Source organism: Frankia umida, from assembly GCF_023242945.1.
GTDB lineage: Bacteria > Actinomycetota > Actinomycetes > Frankiales > Frankiaceae > Frankia > Frankia umida.
The window spans coordinates 14843-31637 of sequence record NZ_JALKFT010000045.1; the positions used below are offsets into that span (position 1 = coordinate 14843).

The 16795-nt window shown below is 73.5% G+C and carries 16 protein-coding genes and 1 pseudogene; 8 read left to right on the forward strand and 9 right to left on the reverse strand.

Annotated features, from left to right (window positions below):
- Positions 1 to 10 precede the first annotated feature (10 nt).
- Complete coding sequence (locus MXD59_RS24045; RefSeq protein ID WP_225438048.1) at positions 11 to 481, reverse strand: metallopeptidase family protein; 471 nt, start codon at positions 479 to 481, stop codon at positions 11 to 13.
- Between the two features lie 356 nt (positions 482 to 837).
- Here MXD59_RS24045 and MXD59_RS24050 point away from each other — a divergent pair, with 356 nt between their 5' ends.
- The 4 genes from MXD59_RS24050 (at position 838) to MXD59_RS24065 (ending at position 4282) form a co-directional block, all read left to right on the forward strand.
- Positions 838 to 1257 carry a DUF3499 domain-containing protein gene (locus MXD59_RS24050; protein WP_248826860.1) on the forward strand — a complete coding sequence of 140 codons (420 nt, stop codon included), beginning with the start codon at positions 838 to 840 and terminating at the stop codon, positions 1255 to 1257.
- 266 nt (positions 1258 to 1523) lie between these two features.
- Entirely contained in the window at positions 1524 to 2882 is a 1359-nt protein-coding gene (locus MXD59_RS24055) for a phosphomannomutase/phosphoglucomutase (RefSeq protein WP_248826861.1), read from the forward strand.
- Positions 2882 to 3097 carry a Trm112 family protein gene (locus MXD59_RS24060; protein ID WP_248826862.1) on the forward strand — a complete coding sequence of 72 codons (216 nt, stop codon included), beginning with the start codon at positions 2882 to 2884 and terminating at the stop codon, positions 3095 to 3097. The genes MXD59_RS24055 and MXD59_RS24060 overlap by 1 nt, the downstream gene beginning before the upstream one ends.
- Positions 3098 to 3103: 6 nt before the next feature.
- Positions 3104 to 4282: an SIS domain-containing protein gene (locus MXD59_RS24065; RefSeq protein WP_248826863.1), complete on the forward strand. Its 1179-nt coding sequence runs from the start codon at positions 3104 to 3106 to the stop codon at positions 4280 to 4282.
- A gap of 91 nt (positions 4283 to 4373) precedes the next feature.
- On the opposite strand, the gene MXD59_RS24070 is transcribed toward MXD59_RS24065, so the two are convergent.
- Positions 4374 to 6803, reverse strand: a complete 2430-nt coding sequence (locus MXD59_RS24070; RefSeq protein ID WP_248826864.1) for a transglycosylase domain-containing protein — start codon at positions 6801 to 6803, stop codon at positions 4374 to 4376.
- Positions 6804 to 6825: 22 nt separating this feature from the next.
- On the opposite strand from MXD59_RS24070, the gene MXD59_RS24075 reads away from it, so the two are divergent.
- A complete protein-coding gene (locus tag MXD59_RS24075) occupies positions 6826 to 7500 on the forward strand; it encodes a hypothetical protein (protein ID WP_248826865.1) in 675 nt (224 codons plus the stop codon).
- Positions 7501 to 7535: 35 nt separating this feature from the next.
- On the opposite strand, the gene MXD59_RS24080 is transcribed toward MXD59_RS24075, so the two are convergent.
- Positions 7536 to 8516, reverse strand: a complete 981-nt coding sequence (locus tag MXD59_RS24080; RefSeq protein WP_248826866.1) for an RDD family protein — start codon at positions 8514 to 8516, stop codon at positions 7536 to 7538.
- Positions 8517 to 8665: 149 nt separating this feature from the next.
- Between MXD59_RS24080 and MXD59_RS24085 the strand changes: the two genes are divergently transcribed.
- The gene (locus tag MXD59_RS24085; RefSeq protein WP_248826867.1) at positions 8666 to 9676 is read left to right on the forward strand and encodes a stage II sporulation protein M; all 1011 of its coding nucleotides are present in this window, start codon (positions 8666 to 8668) and stop codon (positions 9674 to 9676) included.
- A 21-nt stretch (positions 9677 to 9697) separates the two neighbouring features.
- On the opposite strand, the gene MXD59_RS24090 is transcribed toward MXD59_RS24085, so the two are convergent.
- Entirely contained in the window at positions 9698 to 10078 is a 381-nt protein-coding gene (locus tag MXD59_RS24090; protein ID WP_248826868.1) for a VOC family protein, read from the reverse strand.
- A 48-nt stretch (positions 10079 to 10126) separates the two neighbouring features.
- Here MXD59_RS24090 and MXD59_RS24095 point away from each other — a divergent pair, with 48 nt between their 5' ends.
- Positions 10127 to 10612, forward strand: coding sequence for a DUF5990 family protein (locus MXD59_RS24095; protein ID WP_248826869.1), 486 nt, complete (start codon positions 10127 to 10129; stop codon positions 10610 to 10612).
- Between the two features lie 65 nt (positions 10613 to 10677).
- Here MXD59_RS24095 and MXD59_RS24100 read toward each other — a convergent pair whose 3' ends face one another.
- Genes MXD59_RS24100 through MXD59_RS24120 form a run of 5 tightly spaced genes read right to left on the reverse strand, consistent with a single transcriptional unit; the run spans position 10678 to position 16282 of the window.
- Positions 10678 to 11973: a DUF58 domain-containing protein gene (locus tag MXD59_RS24100; protein ID WP_248826870.1), complete on the reverse strand. Its 1296-nt coding sequence runs from the start codon at positions 11971 to 11973 to the stop codon at positions 10678 to 10680.
- Positions 11974 to 11989: 16 nt separating this feature from the next.
- Positions 11990 to 13069 (reverse strand): AAA family ATPase, encoded by a 1080-nt coding sequence (locus MXD59_RS24105; protein ID WP_372512189.1) that lies wholly within the window; start codon positions 13067 to 13069, stop codon positions 11990 to 11992.
- Entirely contained in the window at positions 13066 to 14529 is a 1464-nt protein-coding gene (locus MXD59_RS24110) for a DUF4350 domain-containing protein (protein ID WP_248826871.1), read from the reverse strand. Before MXD59_RS24110 ends, MXD59_RS24105 begins: the two co-directional genes overlap by 4 nt.
- A complete protein-coding gene (locus MXD59_RS24115; protein ID WP_248826872.1) occupies positions 14526 to 15224 on the reverse strand; it encodes a DUF4129 domain-containing protein in 699 nt (232 codons plus the stop codon). The genes MXD59_RS24110 and MXD59_RS24115 overlap by 4 nt, the downstream gene beginning before the upstream one ends.
- Entirely contained in the window at positions 15221 to 16282 is a 1062-nt protein-coding gene (locus tag MXD59_RS24120; protein ID WP_248826873.1) for a hypothetical protein, read from the reverse strand. The genes MXD59_RS24115 and MXD59_RS24120 overlap by 4 nt, the downstream gene beginning before the upstream one ends.
- 302 nt (positions 16283 to 16584) lie before the next feature.
- Between MXD59_RS24120 and MXD59_RS24125 the strand changes: the two are divergent.
- A pseudogene (locus tag MXD59_RS24125) lies at positions 16585 to 16795 on the forward strand (ComF family protein); the annotation flags it as partial.

Here is a 16795-nt window from a genome sequence, read left to right on the forward strand (position 1 = left end):
TGCCCTCCGGTCAGTCCTCGTCGCCCCAGCCGTGGCCCTCGGGGTCGATCACAGCCGGATCGACGCCCATCATCTCGGCCACCTCATGAATGATCGCGTCGAGGACCAGCTCGGCGAGCTCCTCGTTGTCGACGGTGCGGGCCTCGATCGGCCGGCGATAGACGACGATCCGCCGCGGGGTCGCTGACCGGCCTTTTCCCGCGGCCGGCTGGTATCTCGCGAGCGGGATCTCCTCGTCGCCGACCGCGATCGGTGGGACGTCCTCCACCGCGAACTCGACGTCGGCGAGCTCGCCCGACCAGCGGTGGTCGAGGTGCTCCACCGCGTCCAGCACGAAGTCGTCGAACCGGTCGCCGCGGGTCGCGTAGGCGGGCACGTCCGGGGGCAGCATCATGCCGCGCACACCCCGACCGCGCCGGTCACGGCGACGGCGGACACTGATCGGCCGGCCCGCGCAGGGGAACCGCTCGAGGTCGGTCACCCTGTGAGCGTAGCGTTCGCGACAGGGACTTCGATCGGCCAGGCGTCGGGCGTCCGCGGACCCCGGCACCTTCCGGGGCTCGACCGGCACCGGCGCCATGCCGGTTGAGGACCCCGCCGGTCGCTCGCCCGTGGCCGCGACCGACCATAGAGCCGTATGACCCCCGACTCCCTCCCTGACCGAGGAGGTTCCATGAGCTTGATGATCTCAATAGTCCGCGTGGTACCCGTGCTACGCGGGGGATCGGATGCGGGGAGCAATGAATCGGTCGACAACGCGTGACGATTCAGCCTCGCGTCACGCGACACGACGATTGGTGGTGGCCGTCGTCCGTTCCGGGGGCTACCGTCCGGAACGTGAAGCCTCGGCGCTGCTCCCGCTCGGCCTGTTCGGCAGCCGCGGTTGCCACGCTCACGTATGCCTACGCCGAGTCGACGGCAGTGCTGGGCCCGCTCTCCCCGTACGTCGAGCCGCACTCGTACGACCTGTGCAGCACGCACGCGGATCGGCTCACGGTGCCGCTCGGGTGGGCGGTCGTCCGGCTTGAGGCCGAAGCCGAGGCCGAGGCGTCCCGCGAAAGCGAGCGCGAGGCTGCCGCTGATGACCTCGAGGCGCTGGCCGACGCCGTCCGGGAGGCCTCCCGTCGGGGGCCCGAGACGCCGCGCCGTGGTCCCGAACCGCCACCCGCGGGTGGCGGCGGTCCCCAGGGTGGCGGCGGCGCCCCTGATCCCGGTGGTCGGCGTGGGCATCTACGGGCGGTTCCCAGCCCGTCCTGAGGCGGCCGGTCCGTCCGGCGTGGACGTGGGCGGCCGGTGTCGCCGAGAGTGATCGGCGGCGGCCGGTGTTGTCCTCGGTGTTGGCCTCGCCGGATCCGGCACCGGGGCTGTCGGTGGCGGCGGATATCGTCGTGCCTGACGGCGGCGGTAGTCGCCGTAGGTGCCGGAGCACCCGCACACCGGTGGAGTTCCGCCACGGGTCGGGGTCACCATGGGTGCGCTCACGACCGGTGCGGGGGACAGCCAGGTGAAGGGCGGGGAATCCGATGCGCGACCTTTCGCGGATCTTCAAGGCGTATGACGTCCGGGGAGTCGTCCCGGCCGAGTTCGACGCGGACATCGCACGCGCCACCGGGGCCGCGTTCGTGCGCCTGCTCGGCGCCGAGCAGATCGTCACCGCTCACGACATGCGGGCGTCCTCGGTACCGCTGGCCGCCGCGTTCGCGCGGGGCGCGACCGAACAGGGCGCCGACGTGATCGCGGCCGGGCTCGGCTCGACGGATCTGCTCTACTACGGCGCCGGTGCCCTGAACATCCCGGGGGCGATGTTCACCGCCTCGCACAACCCGGCGAAGTACAACGGCATCAAGCTGTGTCGCGCCGGCGCCGCGCCGATCGGCCAGGAGACCGGGCTCGCCGACATCCGCGCGCTGGTGGAGCAGGGCGTGCCCGCCGGGCCCGGGCGCCAGGGCTCGATCACCGAACGTGACCTGCTCGCCGACTACGTCCGCCATCTGCGCACGCTGGTGGACCTCGGTGGCATCCGTCCGCTCGTGGTCGCGGTCGACGCCGGCAACGGCATGGGCGGGCTGACCGTGCCCGCGGCCCTCGCGGATCTGCCGCTCACCGTCATCCCGCTGTACTTCGAGCTCGACGGCACCTTCCCGAACCACGAGGCCAACCCGATCGAGCCCGCCAACCTGCGCGATCTGCAGGCCGCGGTCCGGTCGTCGGGGGCCGACATCGGCCTTGCCTTCGACGGCGACGCCGACCGGTGCTTCGTGGTCGACGAACGCGGCGAGATCGTGTCCCCGTCCGTCATCACCGCCCTGGTCGCCGACCGTGAACTCACCCGCGAGCCGGGCGGGACGATCATTCACAACGTCATCGTCAGCCAGGGTGTGCCGAAGCTCGTGCGCGAGCGCGGCGGCGTCCCGGTGCGCACCCGGGTGGGGCATTCGTTCATCAAGGCCGAGATGGCCCGCACCGGCGCGATCTTCGGCGGCGAGCACTCCGGCCACTTCTACTTCCGGGACTTCTGGCGGGCCGACTCCGGCATGCTCGCGGCCCTGCACGTCCTCGCGGCCCTCGGCGGGCAGGCCGGGCCGCTGTCGGAGCTGCTCGGCGGCTACGCCCGCTACAGCGCCTCCGGCGAGATCAACTCCGAGGTCGCCGACGCCACGCTCGCCATGCTGGAGGTCGAGAAGGCCTACTCGACCTCGGCCGACAGCGTCGACCATCTCGACGGGCTGACGATCACCTTCCCGAACGGCGCCTGGTTCAACCTCCGTCCGTCCAACACCGAGCCGTTGCTACGGCTCAACGTCGAGGGTCCGGATGATGAGACGATGCAGGGGCTGCGCGATGATGTCCTGTCGCTGGTCCGGAGCCGAAGGGAACCCTGATGAGTCTCGACCCGCTGCTGCTGGAGATCCTCGCCTGCCCGTGCAGCAAGCACGGGCAGCTGCGGCCCGACGAGCTTGACGGCGCGCCCGTGCTGGTCTGCCTCGCCTGCGGCCTGGCGTTCCCGGTGCGCGACGACATTCCCGTGATGCTGCTCGACGAGGCTGTTCCGTTCACCGGCACCGCCACGTCCGCCACCGCGTCCGCCTCCGGCTGAGGCGGCGTGTACGTCGACGAGTCCGCGCTCGACGATCCCACCCGCCTCGACTCCGGTGGTGTCGCCGGCCTGCTCCCGCAGGTCGCCACCGCCGGTCCGCAGGTCCGCCACAGCGCCGTGCTCGCCGCGGAGGCCGGGTTCGCCCGACTCGCCACGGACGGTCGCCCGCGGGCGATCCTCGTCGTCGGAGTGGGAGGAGCGGCACTCGCCGCTGACCTGATCGCGGCCCTCGCCGGTCCGGCGGGCCCGGTGCCGGTGCTTGGCCACCACACCTACGGGCTGCCCGGCTGGGTCGGCGTCGCCGATGTGGTCCTCGCCGTGTCCGCCTCCGGTGCCTCGGCCGAGGCGCTGTCGGCGGTCGAGGAGGCGGCCCGCCGCGGTGCCCGGGTCGCCGTCGTCGCCCCACCCGACACGCCCCTGGCCCAGATGGCCGCGCTGGTGGCCGCCCCATGCGTGCCGCTGCCCGGCGGCCGGCCGGCCAGCACCGTGCTGTGGTCACTCGCGGTACCCCTGCTGATCGCCGGACGGGCCCTGGGGGTGCTACGGGTCGCGGATGCCGCCCTCGAGGCCGCCGCGGTCCGCCTGGAGAGCATCGCGACCCGGTGCCGGGCGTCCAGCGAGTCGTTCGTCAACCCGGCGAAGACCCTCGCACTGGAACTCGGCGGCAGCCTGCCTCTGGTCTGGGGCACCTCCGCGGTGACCGCGGTGGCCGCCCGGGGCGCCGTCGACCAGCTCGCCGCGATCGCCCGGTACCCAGCCCTGGCCGGCGGGCTGCCGCACCCCGGTCACCTGCAGATCGGCCTGCTCGACGGCCCGTTCGGGGCCCGGATGGGCAGCGGCGGCGCTGGCCCCTCGACGGCGGGCCGCGGCGGTGGGGTCACCGACGACCTCGAGGACTTCTTCCGTGACCGGGCCGACGACGAGGAGACGCCGCCGCGACTGCGGCTGATCCTGCTGCGTGACCCCGGCGCCGAAGCCAGCGAGGTCACCCGGCAGGCGGAGGCGGTCATCGCGGTGGCCGCCGAACGGGGCGTCGGCGTCACCGAGCTACGTGCCGAGGGCACCGACCCGTTGGAACGGCTCGCCGCCCTGCTCGGCCTCTTCGACTTCACCGCCGTCTACCTGGCCCTCGCCCTCGGTGTCGACCCGAGCCAGACCCTCTCCGCCCACGACCTGGGCCGCTGAGCGGCACCCGGACGGACGGGCAGCGCACACCAGCGACAGGCACACCAGCGACATCACCGCACCGCTGACACCACCCCCCACCAGGATGGTGTCAGCGGCCGCCGCCCTGCCCACCGCCACCGCCCTGACCGCCACCGCCCTGACCGCCACCTTGGCCGCCGCCGCCGCCCTGACCGCCACCTTGGCCGCCGCCCTGGCCACCGCCGTTGTTCTGGCCGGCCTGGGGGTTGAGGATGCCCGGCAGACCCTGCTGGGCGAGGTCTGTCAGGACACCGGGCAGACCCGCGGCGGGTGTCGGCGCGGGCGGCGGCGGCGGAGTGTTCTGCAGACCGCCCTTGGTGCCGCGGGCCACCGTCGGATCAGCCGCGGGCAGCTGCTCGATCGGCTGGTTCGCCAACGCCGCCCGGATCGACTTGCCGAAGATGATCGCCGGCAGGTCGCCGCCGAAGACCCGGGCCCACGTCCGGCCGTCCGCGACCACACCGCGCAGCGGATGCGACTCCGCGCCCGTCGGGTCGCCGACCGACACCGCCGCCGCCATCTGCGGGGTGAACCCGACGTACCAGGCGGCCGAGTACTCGTCGGTGGTGCCCGTCTTACCGGCCGACGGCCGGCCGATCGCCGCGTTGGTGCCGGTGCCACGGATCGGCACGCCAGCCAGCACGCTGGACACCGTGTCGGCGACGCCCTTGGCGAGTACCTGCTCGCACTGCGCGCCCTTGGCGACGTCCAGTGAATCCTGGCTCGAATCGACGATCCTGATGGCGAACCGGGGCGTGCAGCGCAGCCCGCCGGCGGCGATCGTGGCGTAGGCATCGGCCATCTGCAGCGGCGAGACGTACATGTGCTGGCCGCCGCCGATCGCGGTCGCGCCGTCCGTGGCACCGATCTGGTCGGCCTCCGGCGGCGTCACACCGAGCCGCTTGGCCATATCCAGCACCGCGGGAATACCGACCTTCTCCGCCAGCTGGACGTAGAACGTGTTCACCGAATCCCAGGTGGCCCGCGGGATGTCGTAGATTCCGGCCTCGGCCGGGTCGGAGTTCGAATAGCCCTTCGCGCAGTCACCCTCACCGCGGTCGAGCGGGAACTTCGTACTGACGTAACAGGCCGGCGAGTAGAACGCCGTGGACGTGCCGTAGCCCTGTTCCAACGCGGTGGCCAACACGAACGTCTTGAAGGTCGAACCCGGCTGGAAGGTGGCCTTGGTCGGCAGCGGGACCACCGTCTGGTTGGCGCCCGTGTCCGGCCCGTAGACCCGGTTGACCGCCATCGCCAGGATGTTCCCGGTACCCGGCTGGATGATGACCTCGGTCGCCGACACCCGGTTGTCGGGCGCGATCGTCGAGTTCACGGCGTCCTGCGCGGCCTGCTGGACCTGCGGGTCCAGCGTCGTGCGGATGACCAGGCCGCCTTCGTAGATCCGGCGGTTGCGCTCCTCGAGGGTGCTGCCCAGCGCCGGGCTCGCCTGCAGCTGCGAACGGACGTAGTCGCAGAAGAACGGGGCGGTGGCGATCACGCAGGAGTCGGCGGCCGCCGGCGGTGCCGGTCGCACGTCCAGGGGCAGCTGCTTGGTCGCGTCCGCCTGGGTGGACGAGATGTAGGAGTTCTCGGCCATCTTGTCGAGCACCGTGTTACGCCGGATCAGTGCGGCCTGCGGGTGGGCGGCCGGGTTGTACCGGGACGGGCTCTGGACCAACCCGGCGAGCAGCGCGGCCTGGGCGACGCTCACCTGGGAGATGGACACACCGAAGTAGTGCTGGGCGGCGGTGCCGACCCCGTACGCGCCATCACCGAAGTAGGCGATGTTCAGATACCGCTCGAGAATCTCGTCCTTCGACAGGCGTTTTTCGATGTCGAGGGCGTACCGCAGCTCCTGGAGCTTGCGGTCCAGGGAGTCGCCGGCGGCCACCTCGCGTTCCTCGGGGGTCCGGGTGTTCTGCAGCAGCACGTTCTTGACGTACTGCTGGGTGAGCGTCGAACCACCCTGGGAGACGCTGCCGGACTCGCTGTTGCGCAGCGCGGCCCGGACCACTCCCTGCGGGTCGACCCCGCCGTGCTCGTAGAAACGGGCGTCCTCGATCGCGACGATCGCCTCGCGCATCACCTTCGGGATCTCCCGGCCCGGAACGACGATGCGGTTCTCCGCACCTCGCAGGGTCGCGATCGGCGAACCGTCGGCGGCGAGGATCGTCGAGCTCTGTGGCAGCGGCGGCGTGACCAGCGCACCGGGCAGGCCCAGGAAGTGATCGGCGCTGCTCTTGGCGAACAGTCCCACGGCACCGACGAACGGCAGCGCCAGCAGCGCCAGCACCAGACCGATCGCGCCGGTGGTCAACGCCATCTTGCGCAGCACCAGCCGGCGGTCGACCGGGCGTCGCGGCGGCCTCTCGGCCCCCGCGGAACCCGACCAGGCACCGCCACCGCCGGCGCCGAGCACATCCTGCGCGGACCCACCGCTGGCCCCGTCCCCGGATCGTCCGTCACCGGACTCGGGGGAACGCGGCGACGGGCCCTCCACCGCGACGGACCCAGGCCGCCCGGTGGCCGCCGCGGGTGCCGTGGCCGCTGGGGAGCCGGGAGCCGTCCCGGCGGCTGTCCGCACGCCTGCTCCCGCCGCGGCCCTGGACCTGACCGCGGGCGAGGGGCTGTGCGGCGCGGTGGGCGCCGCGACCGCGGTGGTCGACGGGTTCGCGCTGGTTGACGGGTTCGCGCTGGTTGACGGGTTCGCGCTGGTCGACGGGGAGCGGGGCGGTGTGGCCACACGTTCGGCCGCCACGGCGCGGGGCCGGCCATCGGGGCGTGGCGGCACACTGGCCGCGCGGCCCGCCGCTGGCGCCCCCGCCCCACCCGAGCCGCTCCGTGGCAGGGCGCCGGACGGCCCCTGCGCGGGCGCTGGCGCCTCTGTCGGCGTGGCCCGGGATGGAGTGCTCGACTCCCGTCTGCCAGACGTCGCCGTCACCCCCTCCGGTGAGCCGGCGAACTCGCCGGAATACGTAGGACCTCGAACCACGGCCTGCGCCAGCACCAGCATGCGCGAGCCGGTGCTTGGTCGCTTCCCGGCACCGTCCACCCCGCGGTGTGCGCGGCGACGCGGTGCGCGCCGGTTCACCCCGGATGGCCGAGACGGTCCGATACCGCAGGTAACGGTAGACGAGGGATTCCGGCCCGGGCCAACCGGCGGCTACCTGATGTGCGGTCTGCCCCTGTTTGTTTAGGCGACGTTAAGGGAGTGGGGTTCCGGTGGCCTGGATCACCATTTCCCGGCGCCGGGCCCGTAGCCCGGTCCAGGGCCAGGTAGGTGGCCTGTTCCGGGTCCCGGTCCGGGTCCGTAGCCCGGTGCGGGCATGTAGCCCGGTGCGGGAATGTAGCCCGGAGTGGGCTGCTGTCCAGGGGGCGCGGTCCGTCGACGGCTCGCCTGGCGTTGTGCGATCAGCCGCGCGTAGCCGCGCCGGCTCCGTTCGGCCAGGACGGCCGACAGATACGCCCATCCTGGTGTGCCGGGCGGTGGCGGGGGGGTGACCACGGCCCGCATCTCCTGGACGAGGCCACTGCCGAGACGTTCCAACGCGGGTGCCGACAGCGCGTGGGCCCGGCTCAGGAACTGACGGGTACGCAGCGCCAGCGAGTCGTCCAACCCGGACAGGTCGAGCAGGCCCGCCCAGCCGAGCAGGGGCGGCGGGACGAACGGCGGCGAACTGACCGTGCGCGGCACGCTGACCTGGAGCACGACCGTTCCGGCGAACACGTCCCCGAGTCGTTTGCTGGTCCGCGAGCTGATCATGCAGATGATCGCCGGCAGGCCGAACAGGATGCCCGGTCGTTCGACCACCGCGCCGACCAGGCCACGGACGAAGGCATGCCGGAAACGGATCGGGCCGCCGTCGTCGCGCACGACCCGCAGGCCCAGCGCCAGCTTGCCAAGGGTCCGTCCGCCGCTGAGGGTCTCGCAGGCCACCGGATATCCGATCACCACGGTGACATAGACCAGCAGGACCATCGCACTCACCAACGCGTCATCCTCGGGCCGCACCACGAGCAGGACGACCGTGACCAGGAAACCGAGCAGGTAGAACTGGGCGAGCAGGTCGATCCCGCCAGCGACAAGCCGGGAACCCAGCCGCGCCACCCGCAGGTCGATGGCGACGGCCTCGCCGGTGATGATGGTGTTGGTACCCACGGCCTCGCCCGGGACCGCCCTCGGCGCCGGGATGCCGCGCACGGCTGTGCTCATCGCGCCGTCGGCAATGTCATGCGGGCCCCCGGAACTCCGATGTGTACCAGGCGTGAGCCTACGGCGGCCATGCCGATGGTGTCCTGACGTGTCCCGGACGGACGATGCCCGTGATCCGTCCTCTCGCCGTCTGCGAGGATGGCTCTGCCATGGATCTCGATGCGTTCGTCGCCGTGCACCGACCGGTCTGGGTCCGGCTCGGTCACCTTGTGGACCGGGCGAGCCGCCCGCGCCGGATGCGTGCCGTCGAGCTCGACGAACTGGTCGACCTGTACCAGCGCACCGCCACCCACCTGTCGGTCATCCGGACCCGGTCGTATGACACGGATCTGGTGGATGACCTGACGAACCTCGTCACCCGGGCCCGGGCCGTGGTCGCCGGGGCGTCGGACCCCGGGTGGCATGTCCTCGGCCGTTTCCTCACCGTGACCTTCCCGTTGGCCGTGTACCAGCGGCGCTGGTGGGTGCTGGCCACGGCCGCCGGATCGGTGCTGCTGGCCCTGGCGATCGGTGTGTGGATCGTCAACGATCCGCAGGCGCGGGCCAGCGTGATCCCGCCGGACTCGGTGGAGCAGCTGTGCCGCTCCGACTTCGCCTCCTACTACTCCGAGAATCCGGCGGCGTCGTTCGCGAGCCGGGTCTGGACGAACAACGCCTGGGTGTCGGCGGCGGCGGTGGCGGGCGGGGTGGTCCTCGGCCTGCCGACCCTGCTGGTGCTGCTGGTCAACGCGGTGAACGCGGGGATTCTCGGCGGCTACATGTCCGGCTGCGGGCGCACCGGCCAGTTCTTCTCCCTGATCCTTCCGCACGGTCTGCTGGAACTCACGGTGGTGTTCGTCGCGGGCGCGGTCGGGCTGCGGCTGGGCTGGTCGGTCATCTCGCCGGGCCCCCGCCGACGCGTCGAGGCCCTGGCCGCGGAGGGACGATCCGCGGTTCCCGTCGTGCTGGGGGCGGCCCTGGCGCTGGCCGTCTCCGGCGTCATCGAGGCCTTCGTGACTCCCTCCAACCTGCCCACCGCGGTACGCATCGGCATCGGCGCGCTGGCCTGGGCGGGCTTCGTCGGCTACGTGGCCCTCTACGGCTCGCGGGCCGCCGCCGCGGGCGAGACGGCCGACCTGGACGCCGACCAGGGCGCCGCCGATCTCGCCCCCGTCGTCTGAGCACACCCCAGCCGCCGGCTTTCAGGGCCCGTGATGGACGGCCTCGACGTTGTGACCGTCGGGATCGCGCAGGAACACCCCGTAGTAGCCAGGGTGGTACTCGGGCCACTCCCGCGGCGCGTGCAGCACCTCGACCCCACCGGCCACGGCCGCGGCGTGCACGGCGTCGACCGCCTCCCGATCCTGCGCGCGGAACGCGATGTGCAACTCCCGCGCCTCGGCGCCACCCGCCGGACTGAGCCAGAACGCCGCCTGGCCATCCAGGCCGGCCAGGCCCACCACCAGCGCCCCGCCACGTTCGAACCGAACCGCCTCCCGAAGCCCGATGGCCGCGAACGTGGCCAGGTAGAACGCGCTCGACGCGGCGACGTCGGCCGCCTGCACTCCGATGTGATCGAACATGGGCGGCACTCTACGGCCACCCTCCGACAGAACGGGCCCGACCCGTCGGTGCCGATCAGCTACCTGACCGATGATGACGGGGTGCGTATCCGGGTGGAGGGTCATGATCTTCCGGGGCGGCGCTGTGGACCGGCGGGCGAGGGCGGGCACGGCGACGTCCACGTCGGACTGCAGGCGCGGGGTGACCCGTCCGATCTGCTCGGGGTGCACCCCGGTGACGCGGCCGCGGCGCTGTGGTCGGTGGAATGCACCGTGCTGGCCGGGCCCGCCGGACCCGATCTGCGTGGCCGCTACGTCCAGGGCCGTCCAGGTGGACGGTTCCTCTACCTGTCATGGGGTGACGTCGACGCCGCCGGCACGTTCGCGATGTTCCGGCGGGCGAAGCTGATGCTGGACGCGGTCGACCCGACCGTGCTCGCCGCGGCGATCCGCGCCGGGACGCTGGTGGGACGGCTGGGCCTCACCGACGCGGCGGGCAACCCACTGTGCGCGGCGGTTCGTCCACCCGCCATCACCTGGTCACCCGGCGCCTGAACCACGCCCCGCGACCAGCCCCCCGAACCAGAATCCCGAACCGGGATCCCGCCCGCGCGGTGACGTCAGAGCCGGCCGAGGGACTTCAGGGTGAGGTAGGTGTCGGTGACGGCCGCGGCGTAGCTGGCGGGGGGCGCGTCGACGACCTCCACGCCGCGCTGGCGCAGGGTCTCGACGAGTTCACGACGGCGCATCCGGGTCTGTTCGGCGGCCGCGGCGGTGTGGACGGCGCGCACGCTGTCGCGTCCGGCGGCCAGTTCGTCCAGACGCGGATCGCGCAGCGCGGCGACGATGACGGTGTGCCGTGCGGTCAGCGTCCCCAGCGCGGGCAGCAGACCCTCCTCGATGACGGCCGGTGCCAGCTCGGTGAACAGCACCACCAGGCTGCGCCGGGACGTCGCCCGCAGAACGCTCGTGACGATGCCGGTGTGATCGGCCTCGACGATCGCCGGTTCCAGACCGGCCATCACGTCGCTGACCCGGGCGAGGTAGGCCTGGTCGTGCGAGCCGGGCAGCGTGGCGCGCGGCACGCTGTCGTGGGCGATGAGGCTGACCCGGTCACCGGCCCGCAGCGCGACGGCGGTCAGCAGCAACGCCGCGTCCAGGGCATGGTCCAGCCGGGGGGTGTCGCCGACCCGGCCGGCCGAGGTGCGCCCGGTGTCCAGGACACAGACGACCCGCCGGTCCCGCTCCGGCCGGAAGGCGCGGACCACCACGGCACCGCGGCGTGCCGTGGTGCGCCAGTCGATCAGCCGGACGTCGTCGCCGATCACGTAGTCGCGCAGGCTGTCGAACTCCGAACCGGCGCCCGCCCCGCGGATCGCGACCTCACCTTCGACCTCACGGAGCCGGGCCAGCGCCGCGGGCAGCGCCCGCCGTGACGTGAACGGCGGCAGCACCCGCAGCCGCCACGGACTGTGATGTCGTCCCTGGCGGCCGGCGAGCCCGAGCGGGCCGAGCGTACGCACCGTGATCCGAAACGGGGTGCGGTCACCGCGCCGGGTGGGGGTCAGCATCGTCTCGAGGAAACGTCGTTCCCCGGCGGGCACCACGACCCGGTGGACCCGGGGCTGGGCCCCCGCGGACGGCGACCAGGCGTCGCGGACCTGCGCGCGGACGGTACGCGTGCCGTTGTTGGTGACGGCGAGCACGAGCGGCACCGGCTGACCGAGGCGGGTCGCGGTGGGACCGGAGCGGCTGAACGAGATTGTCCGCACCGCACCGGCGAACGCCACGTCAGCGGCCACGAGCACCACGATCAGCAGGTTGACCAGCACCAGGGTCAGCCCTGGCGCCGGGGACACCAGCACGAACGCCACCCCGCACAGCGCCAACGCGACCGCGCGGCCACTGATCGCCACTGTCGGACCGCCTGCGCTAGCGGGGTGCCGGGACGGTGGCCAGCACCTGCTCGAGCACGACGTCTGCGGTGACCCCGTCGAGTTCGGCCTCGGGCCGCAGACTGATCCGGTGCCGCAGCGTCGCCCGGGCCAGCGCCTTGACGTCGTCGGGCGTGGCGTAGCCGCGACCGGACAGCCATGCCCACGCCCGGGTGGTCGCCAGCAGCGCCGTGGCGCCCCGCGGTGACACCCCGAGCTGGACACTCGGCGCCGCCCGGGTCGCCCGGGCAAGATCCACGATGTAGGCGAGGACGTCGGGATGCACCGCGACGGCCCCGACCGCGGCCCGCGCCGCCGCGAGATCCGCCGGACCCGCCACCGCACGCACCCCGGCCGCGGCCAGATTGGTCGGGTCGAACCCGCCGGCGTGCTGGGCGAGCACCCGGATCTCGTCGTCCCGCGGGGGCAGCGGGAGGGTCACCTTGACCAGGAAACGGTCCAGCTGCGCCTCGGGCAGCGGGTAGGTGCCCTCGTGCTCGACCGGGTTCTGGGTGGCCAGCACCGCGAACGGGGTGGGTAGCGGGCGCGGGACACCGTCCACGGTGACCTGGCGCTCCTCCATCACCTCCAGCAGCGCGGCCTGCGTCTTCGGCGGGGTGCGGTTGATCTCGTCGGCGAGAAGCAGGTTGGTGAAGACGGGGCCCTCGCGGAAGGCGAACTCGGAGCTGCGGCTGTCGTAGACGAGCGACCCGGTGACGTCACCGGGCATCAGGTCCGGGGTGAACTGCAGACGCTTGGTGTCCAGCGCCAGCGCCGCCGCCAGCGTCCGCACGAGCAGCGTCTTCGCCACACCGGGCACGCCTTCGAGCAGGGCGTGCCCGCGGCACAGCAGTGCGACGACGAGCCCGCTGACGGCCGCGTCCTGGCCGACGACGGCCCGGGCGACCTCGCCACGCAACGCGATCAGCGCCCGGCGGGCGGCATCGGGATCGGGGGGCGTCGTCTCGCCCGGCGGCGGTGGCCGGTGCGTCGGCGCACCACCCGCCTTGTGCAGTGTCACCTCACCCGGATCGGCGGCCGGGTCGGCCGACGTCGCGTCGATGTGCGGGGTGGTCACCGTCCACCTACCTGTCGGTCGAGGTCGTCGAGCGCGCGGGCGAGCGCCATCAGCGCGCGATCGGGCTGGTCAGATGCACGATCGAGGCCCGTCGACCGGGTCGGGTTCGCACCGGGCCCGGCCGGCTGAGCGGATGGACGCGGCCAGGCCGGCGGCTCCGGGGGCAGACCGCGGGAGCGGGCCTGGTCCACAGCCCGCCCGAACGGGCCCGGTCGGGCATCGATCGGTGCCAGCATGCCCGAACCGTACAGGAGCGATCCAATATCCGAGGGTGACCGGCCGCTCTGCCGCGCGACCGCCGCGACCAGGGCGACCGGATCCGGCTCGGGTGCTCCGGTCGGGCCCGTGCGCAGCGGCAGACCGACCCGTTCGGCCAGCCGGACGCGAAGCCCGGCGCGCAGCACATCGGCGCTTCGGTCCCGAGCCCGGGCCGCGGCGTAGAGCCGACCGTGCCCCTCGACGGACTCCGCCGCGCGGACCACGACCGCCAGCGGTTCCGCCACCGGCGGCCCCAGCCGCCGACCGCGCCACAGCCCCAGCAGCACCACCACCACCGCGAGCTGCAGCACCCCCCACCGCACCCCGCCGGGCAGCAGCTCGAAGGGACCGCGGGTGTCCACCGCGTCGTGGCTGGCCGCGGTCGGGGTGACCCAGGCCAGCGTGTCGTGTCGGGCGAGCAGCCCGAGCGCCAGCGCGGCACCGCCGCCGTCGTCCAGGTCACCGTTGGTGAGGAACCGCGCCGAGCCGATCAGCACCAGCCGGCCGCCGTCGCCCGCCTCGCCCGGCGTCGCCCCGCCCGCGGCCGCGCCACCAGGAGTGAGCACCGCCAGCCGCGCCGCCGTGGGCGGTTCGCCGTAGCAGAACTCGGCGCGCATCCCGCTGCGATCGCCCCCCGCGGCGCGGGTGTAGGCCAGGCTCCCTGTCAGGGACACCGTGCCGGCGACGGTGGCCTCCGACAGCGCGCAGCGAGGCGCCGCGCCCCCGCCCGGGTTCTCGTCCGCGGCGCGGACTCCCACGTCCAGGACGTCGAGCACCGCGTCGTCGGCGCCGACGAGGACCACGTCCGAGCCCTGCCAGACCTGGCCGAGCAATCCGGCGAGCGTGTCGCGGTCGAGGCGGCCGGGCTGGAACACGACGACCGTGCCGGCCGATCGGTGACCCACCGGAACGGTCTCGGCGGGGGTCACGCTCACCCCACGTGCCCGAAGAATCTCGGCCAGCGCGCGAGTGCCGTGCGGCCTGGCCGATCTGACGTCGAACGGTTCACCGCCGGACGTTCCCGCTGTGAACACCGCCAGCAGCAGGAAGACGAGCACGAACGCCGCGACGACCGCGCCGATCGCCAGGCCCCGGCGCAGCACCGCCGGCCGCGGCCCGGTCCGCACGGACGTGGGCCCCGACCCGCCGGCGCTGGCGGCCGCCCCGCCGCTGGTCGGGGTCGTGTTCGGGTTGGCCGTCACGCGGGCACCGCCGACCTGCCGGGCGGGTCCTCGCGTGCGGCGAAGCCGCCGCGCAGCCGGGAAAGCCCGGCGTCGGCCTCGACGAGCACCTGGTAGCCCTCGGCCGTGCCCGGACGGCCGCCGTACCAGGTCTCGCTGAACACGTCCGTCGCGGCCGCGAGGGCGCGCAGCGGATCGGGCTGCCCCGGGGTGGACTGGCCGCCGGTGGCCCGGGAGACCTCCCCGACCAGTTCGCCCGCGGTACGACCCGGACGTGGTTCCAGGACGCCCTTGTCCGTGAGCATCCGCACGATGGCGCGCAGCCGGGAGCGCATGGCCAGGGCGTACTGCCCGGCGGCGGCCTGCTGGTCGGCCTCGGCGCGCAGCTGCGTCGCCGTCCGGGCGCTGGCGAGCTCGTCGGGCGCGGCTCGTCGGGCCGCTGCGGTGCGCCGCAGCGGCCCCAGCCACCAGCGGGCGGCCCCGAGCACGATCACGGCCACGATCACCAGGGACAGCGCGCCGAGCCCCGGCGCGTGGCTCCCGCCGGTGTCACCCCGCGGGAACAGCCAGGACCACAGATCCACGACCCGATCACCGATCCAGTTCAGGACGCGGTTCCACCAGCTCGTGCCCTCGCGATGGTAGATCTCGCGGCTGAGTTCGCGGCGTGCCTCCTCCCGCGCGCCGTCGCGGGTGACCGGGCCGCCCAGGCTCATCCGCGTGGTCCCGCCCCCGCGGCGCGCTGCCGGGCGGCCTCGGCGAGTGTCACGTCCAGCCCCTCCCGTCGGATGCGTAGATCGACGTAGAGCAGCACCGCGGCGCCGGCGAAGATCGGTGTCGACACGGTCGTCGCCACCAGGTTGCCGATGCCCTCGACGATGTGGCCGGCGATGGTGAGATCACCATCGTAGAACTCACCGAACACTCCCGGCGCGGACACCAGCACGATGCCGGTGACGAGGGCGAACACGGCGCTGAGCATCAGCGACACCAGCATCGCGAGCAGCAGGATGCCGAAGGCCCGCCACCAGGAGCCGCGCACGATCGCCACCGATCGGCGCAGCGCGTGGCGGACCCCGCCGCCTTCGAGGATGTACGCGGGAGTCGCCAGACTCAGGTACACCGCCACCACGATCGCGCCGATCAGCAGCGCGATCATCCCGAGCACGACGGCGGCCAGCACGGCCAGGGTCAGCGCGGCCAGCCCGGGCAGGCGGGGCGCGATCCGGCGCACCGCCTCGGTCGGCCCGATCCGGCTGCCCAGCGTCGCCTCGCTCACCACGACGCTGAGCACCCCGGACAGGAACAGGCTCAGCACCAGCTCGAGCGCGAAGGACGCGATGGTGGCCAGCACCTGGGTCGTACGTGACGCGTCCTGCGCGCCGATGGCGATCAGGGTGGAGATGGTCTCCACCACGGCGGCCGAGGCCACCGTGACCCCGATCGTGGCACCCGGGTTCGCGCGGACAGTCGCGAACGTGCCGTCCAGGATCTCCCCGAGGGCCAGGGGACGCAGTGGAATGATGCCGGGCCGGGGCGCCGCGGCCCCCCAGCGCCACGGCCCCGGCGGGCCACCTGGCGCACCCGGCGGAATCCCCGGCGGCTGTGGACCCGCGGACTGCGGCGGCGGACCGACTGGCCCCGGTGGCGGCGCCGGCTGGCCGGGACCGTCGGACCAGCCGGGCGGCTGCGGCGTGCCCCACCTGGGACCGCCGGTGTCGCGCTCGCCGGGTGCCGGCCCGCCGGGCGTGGCCCAGCCGGGTCCTTCTGCCATTGCCGTGTCTCCACTCGTCGTCTTCGTCGTCTCGTTGTCTTCGCCGCCCACGGGCCGCCCACGCGCGGCCGACCGAGGCCGACCGAAGCCGACTGAGGGCCGACCGGGCTGGTCGGAGGCCGATTGTGGCCGTCGGTCACGGACCGGCCGCCGGTGTCGGCTCACCTGGCTCGGGTCGATCGTCCCAGACGCGGCCGGTCGGCTGCGTCCGCCTGTCCACAGGCCGCGGTCGGGGGGTGCGATATCCACAGGTCGCGAAGTCGTGCTTGGCGGCGCCGGGTGCTGGCGCAGATCCTGCTGGTGTGACCCGGCTGCTTTCCCCCGTGCTGTCGCGAGGCCTGTCCATCCTCGCCGACCTGGTGGTTCCCCAGTCGTGCGCCGGCTGTGGTGGGCGGGGCGTGTCCGTCTGCCCGACCTGTCTGGCGCAGCTACGCGGTCCTGTGATCCTCGCCGCCGCGGGCCCCATGGCCACCCCGCGGCGGCGCGGGGCCCCCCCCCCCCCGGCGGGGGGCC

What these genes read in the sequence shown, in the direction of transcription:
- MXD59_RS24055 (WP_248826861.1), top strand. Translation starts at nt 1,524, where the DNA reads ATGCGCGACCTTTCGCGGATCTTCAAGGCGTATGACGTCCGGGGAGTC.
- MXD59_RS24060 (WP_248826862.1), top strand. Translation starts at nt 2,882, where the DNA reads ATGAGTCTCGACCCGCTGCTGCTGGAGATCCTCGCCTGCCCGTGCAGC.
- MXD59_RS24080 (WP_248826866.1), bottom strand. Translation starts at nt 8,516, where the DNA reads ATGAGCACAGCCGTGCGCGGCATCCCGGCGCCGAGGGCGGTCCCGGGC.
- MXD59_RS24085 (WP_248826867.1), top strand. Translation starts at nt 8,666, where the DNA reads ATGGATCTCGATGCGTTCGTCGCCGTGCACCGACCGGTCTGGGTCCGG.
- MXD59_RS24090 (WP_248826868.1), bottom strand. Translation starts at nt 10,078, where the DNA reads ATGTTCGATCACATCGGAGTGCAGGCGGCCGACGTCGCCGCGTCGAGC.
- MXD59_RS24115 (WP_248826872.1), bottom strand. Translation starts at nt 15,224, where the DNA reads ATGAGCCTGGGCGGCCCGGTCACCCGCGACGGCGCGCGGGAGGAGGCA.
- MXD59_RS24120 (WP_248826873.1), bottom strand. Translation starts at nt 16,282, where the DNA reads ATGGCAGAAGGACCCGGCTGGGCCACGCCCGGCGGGCCGGCACCCGGC.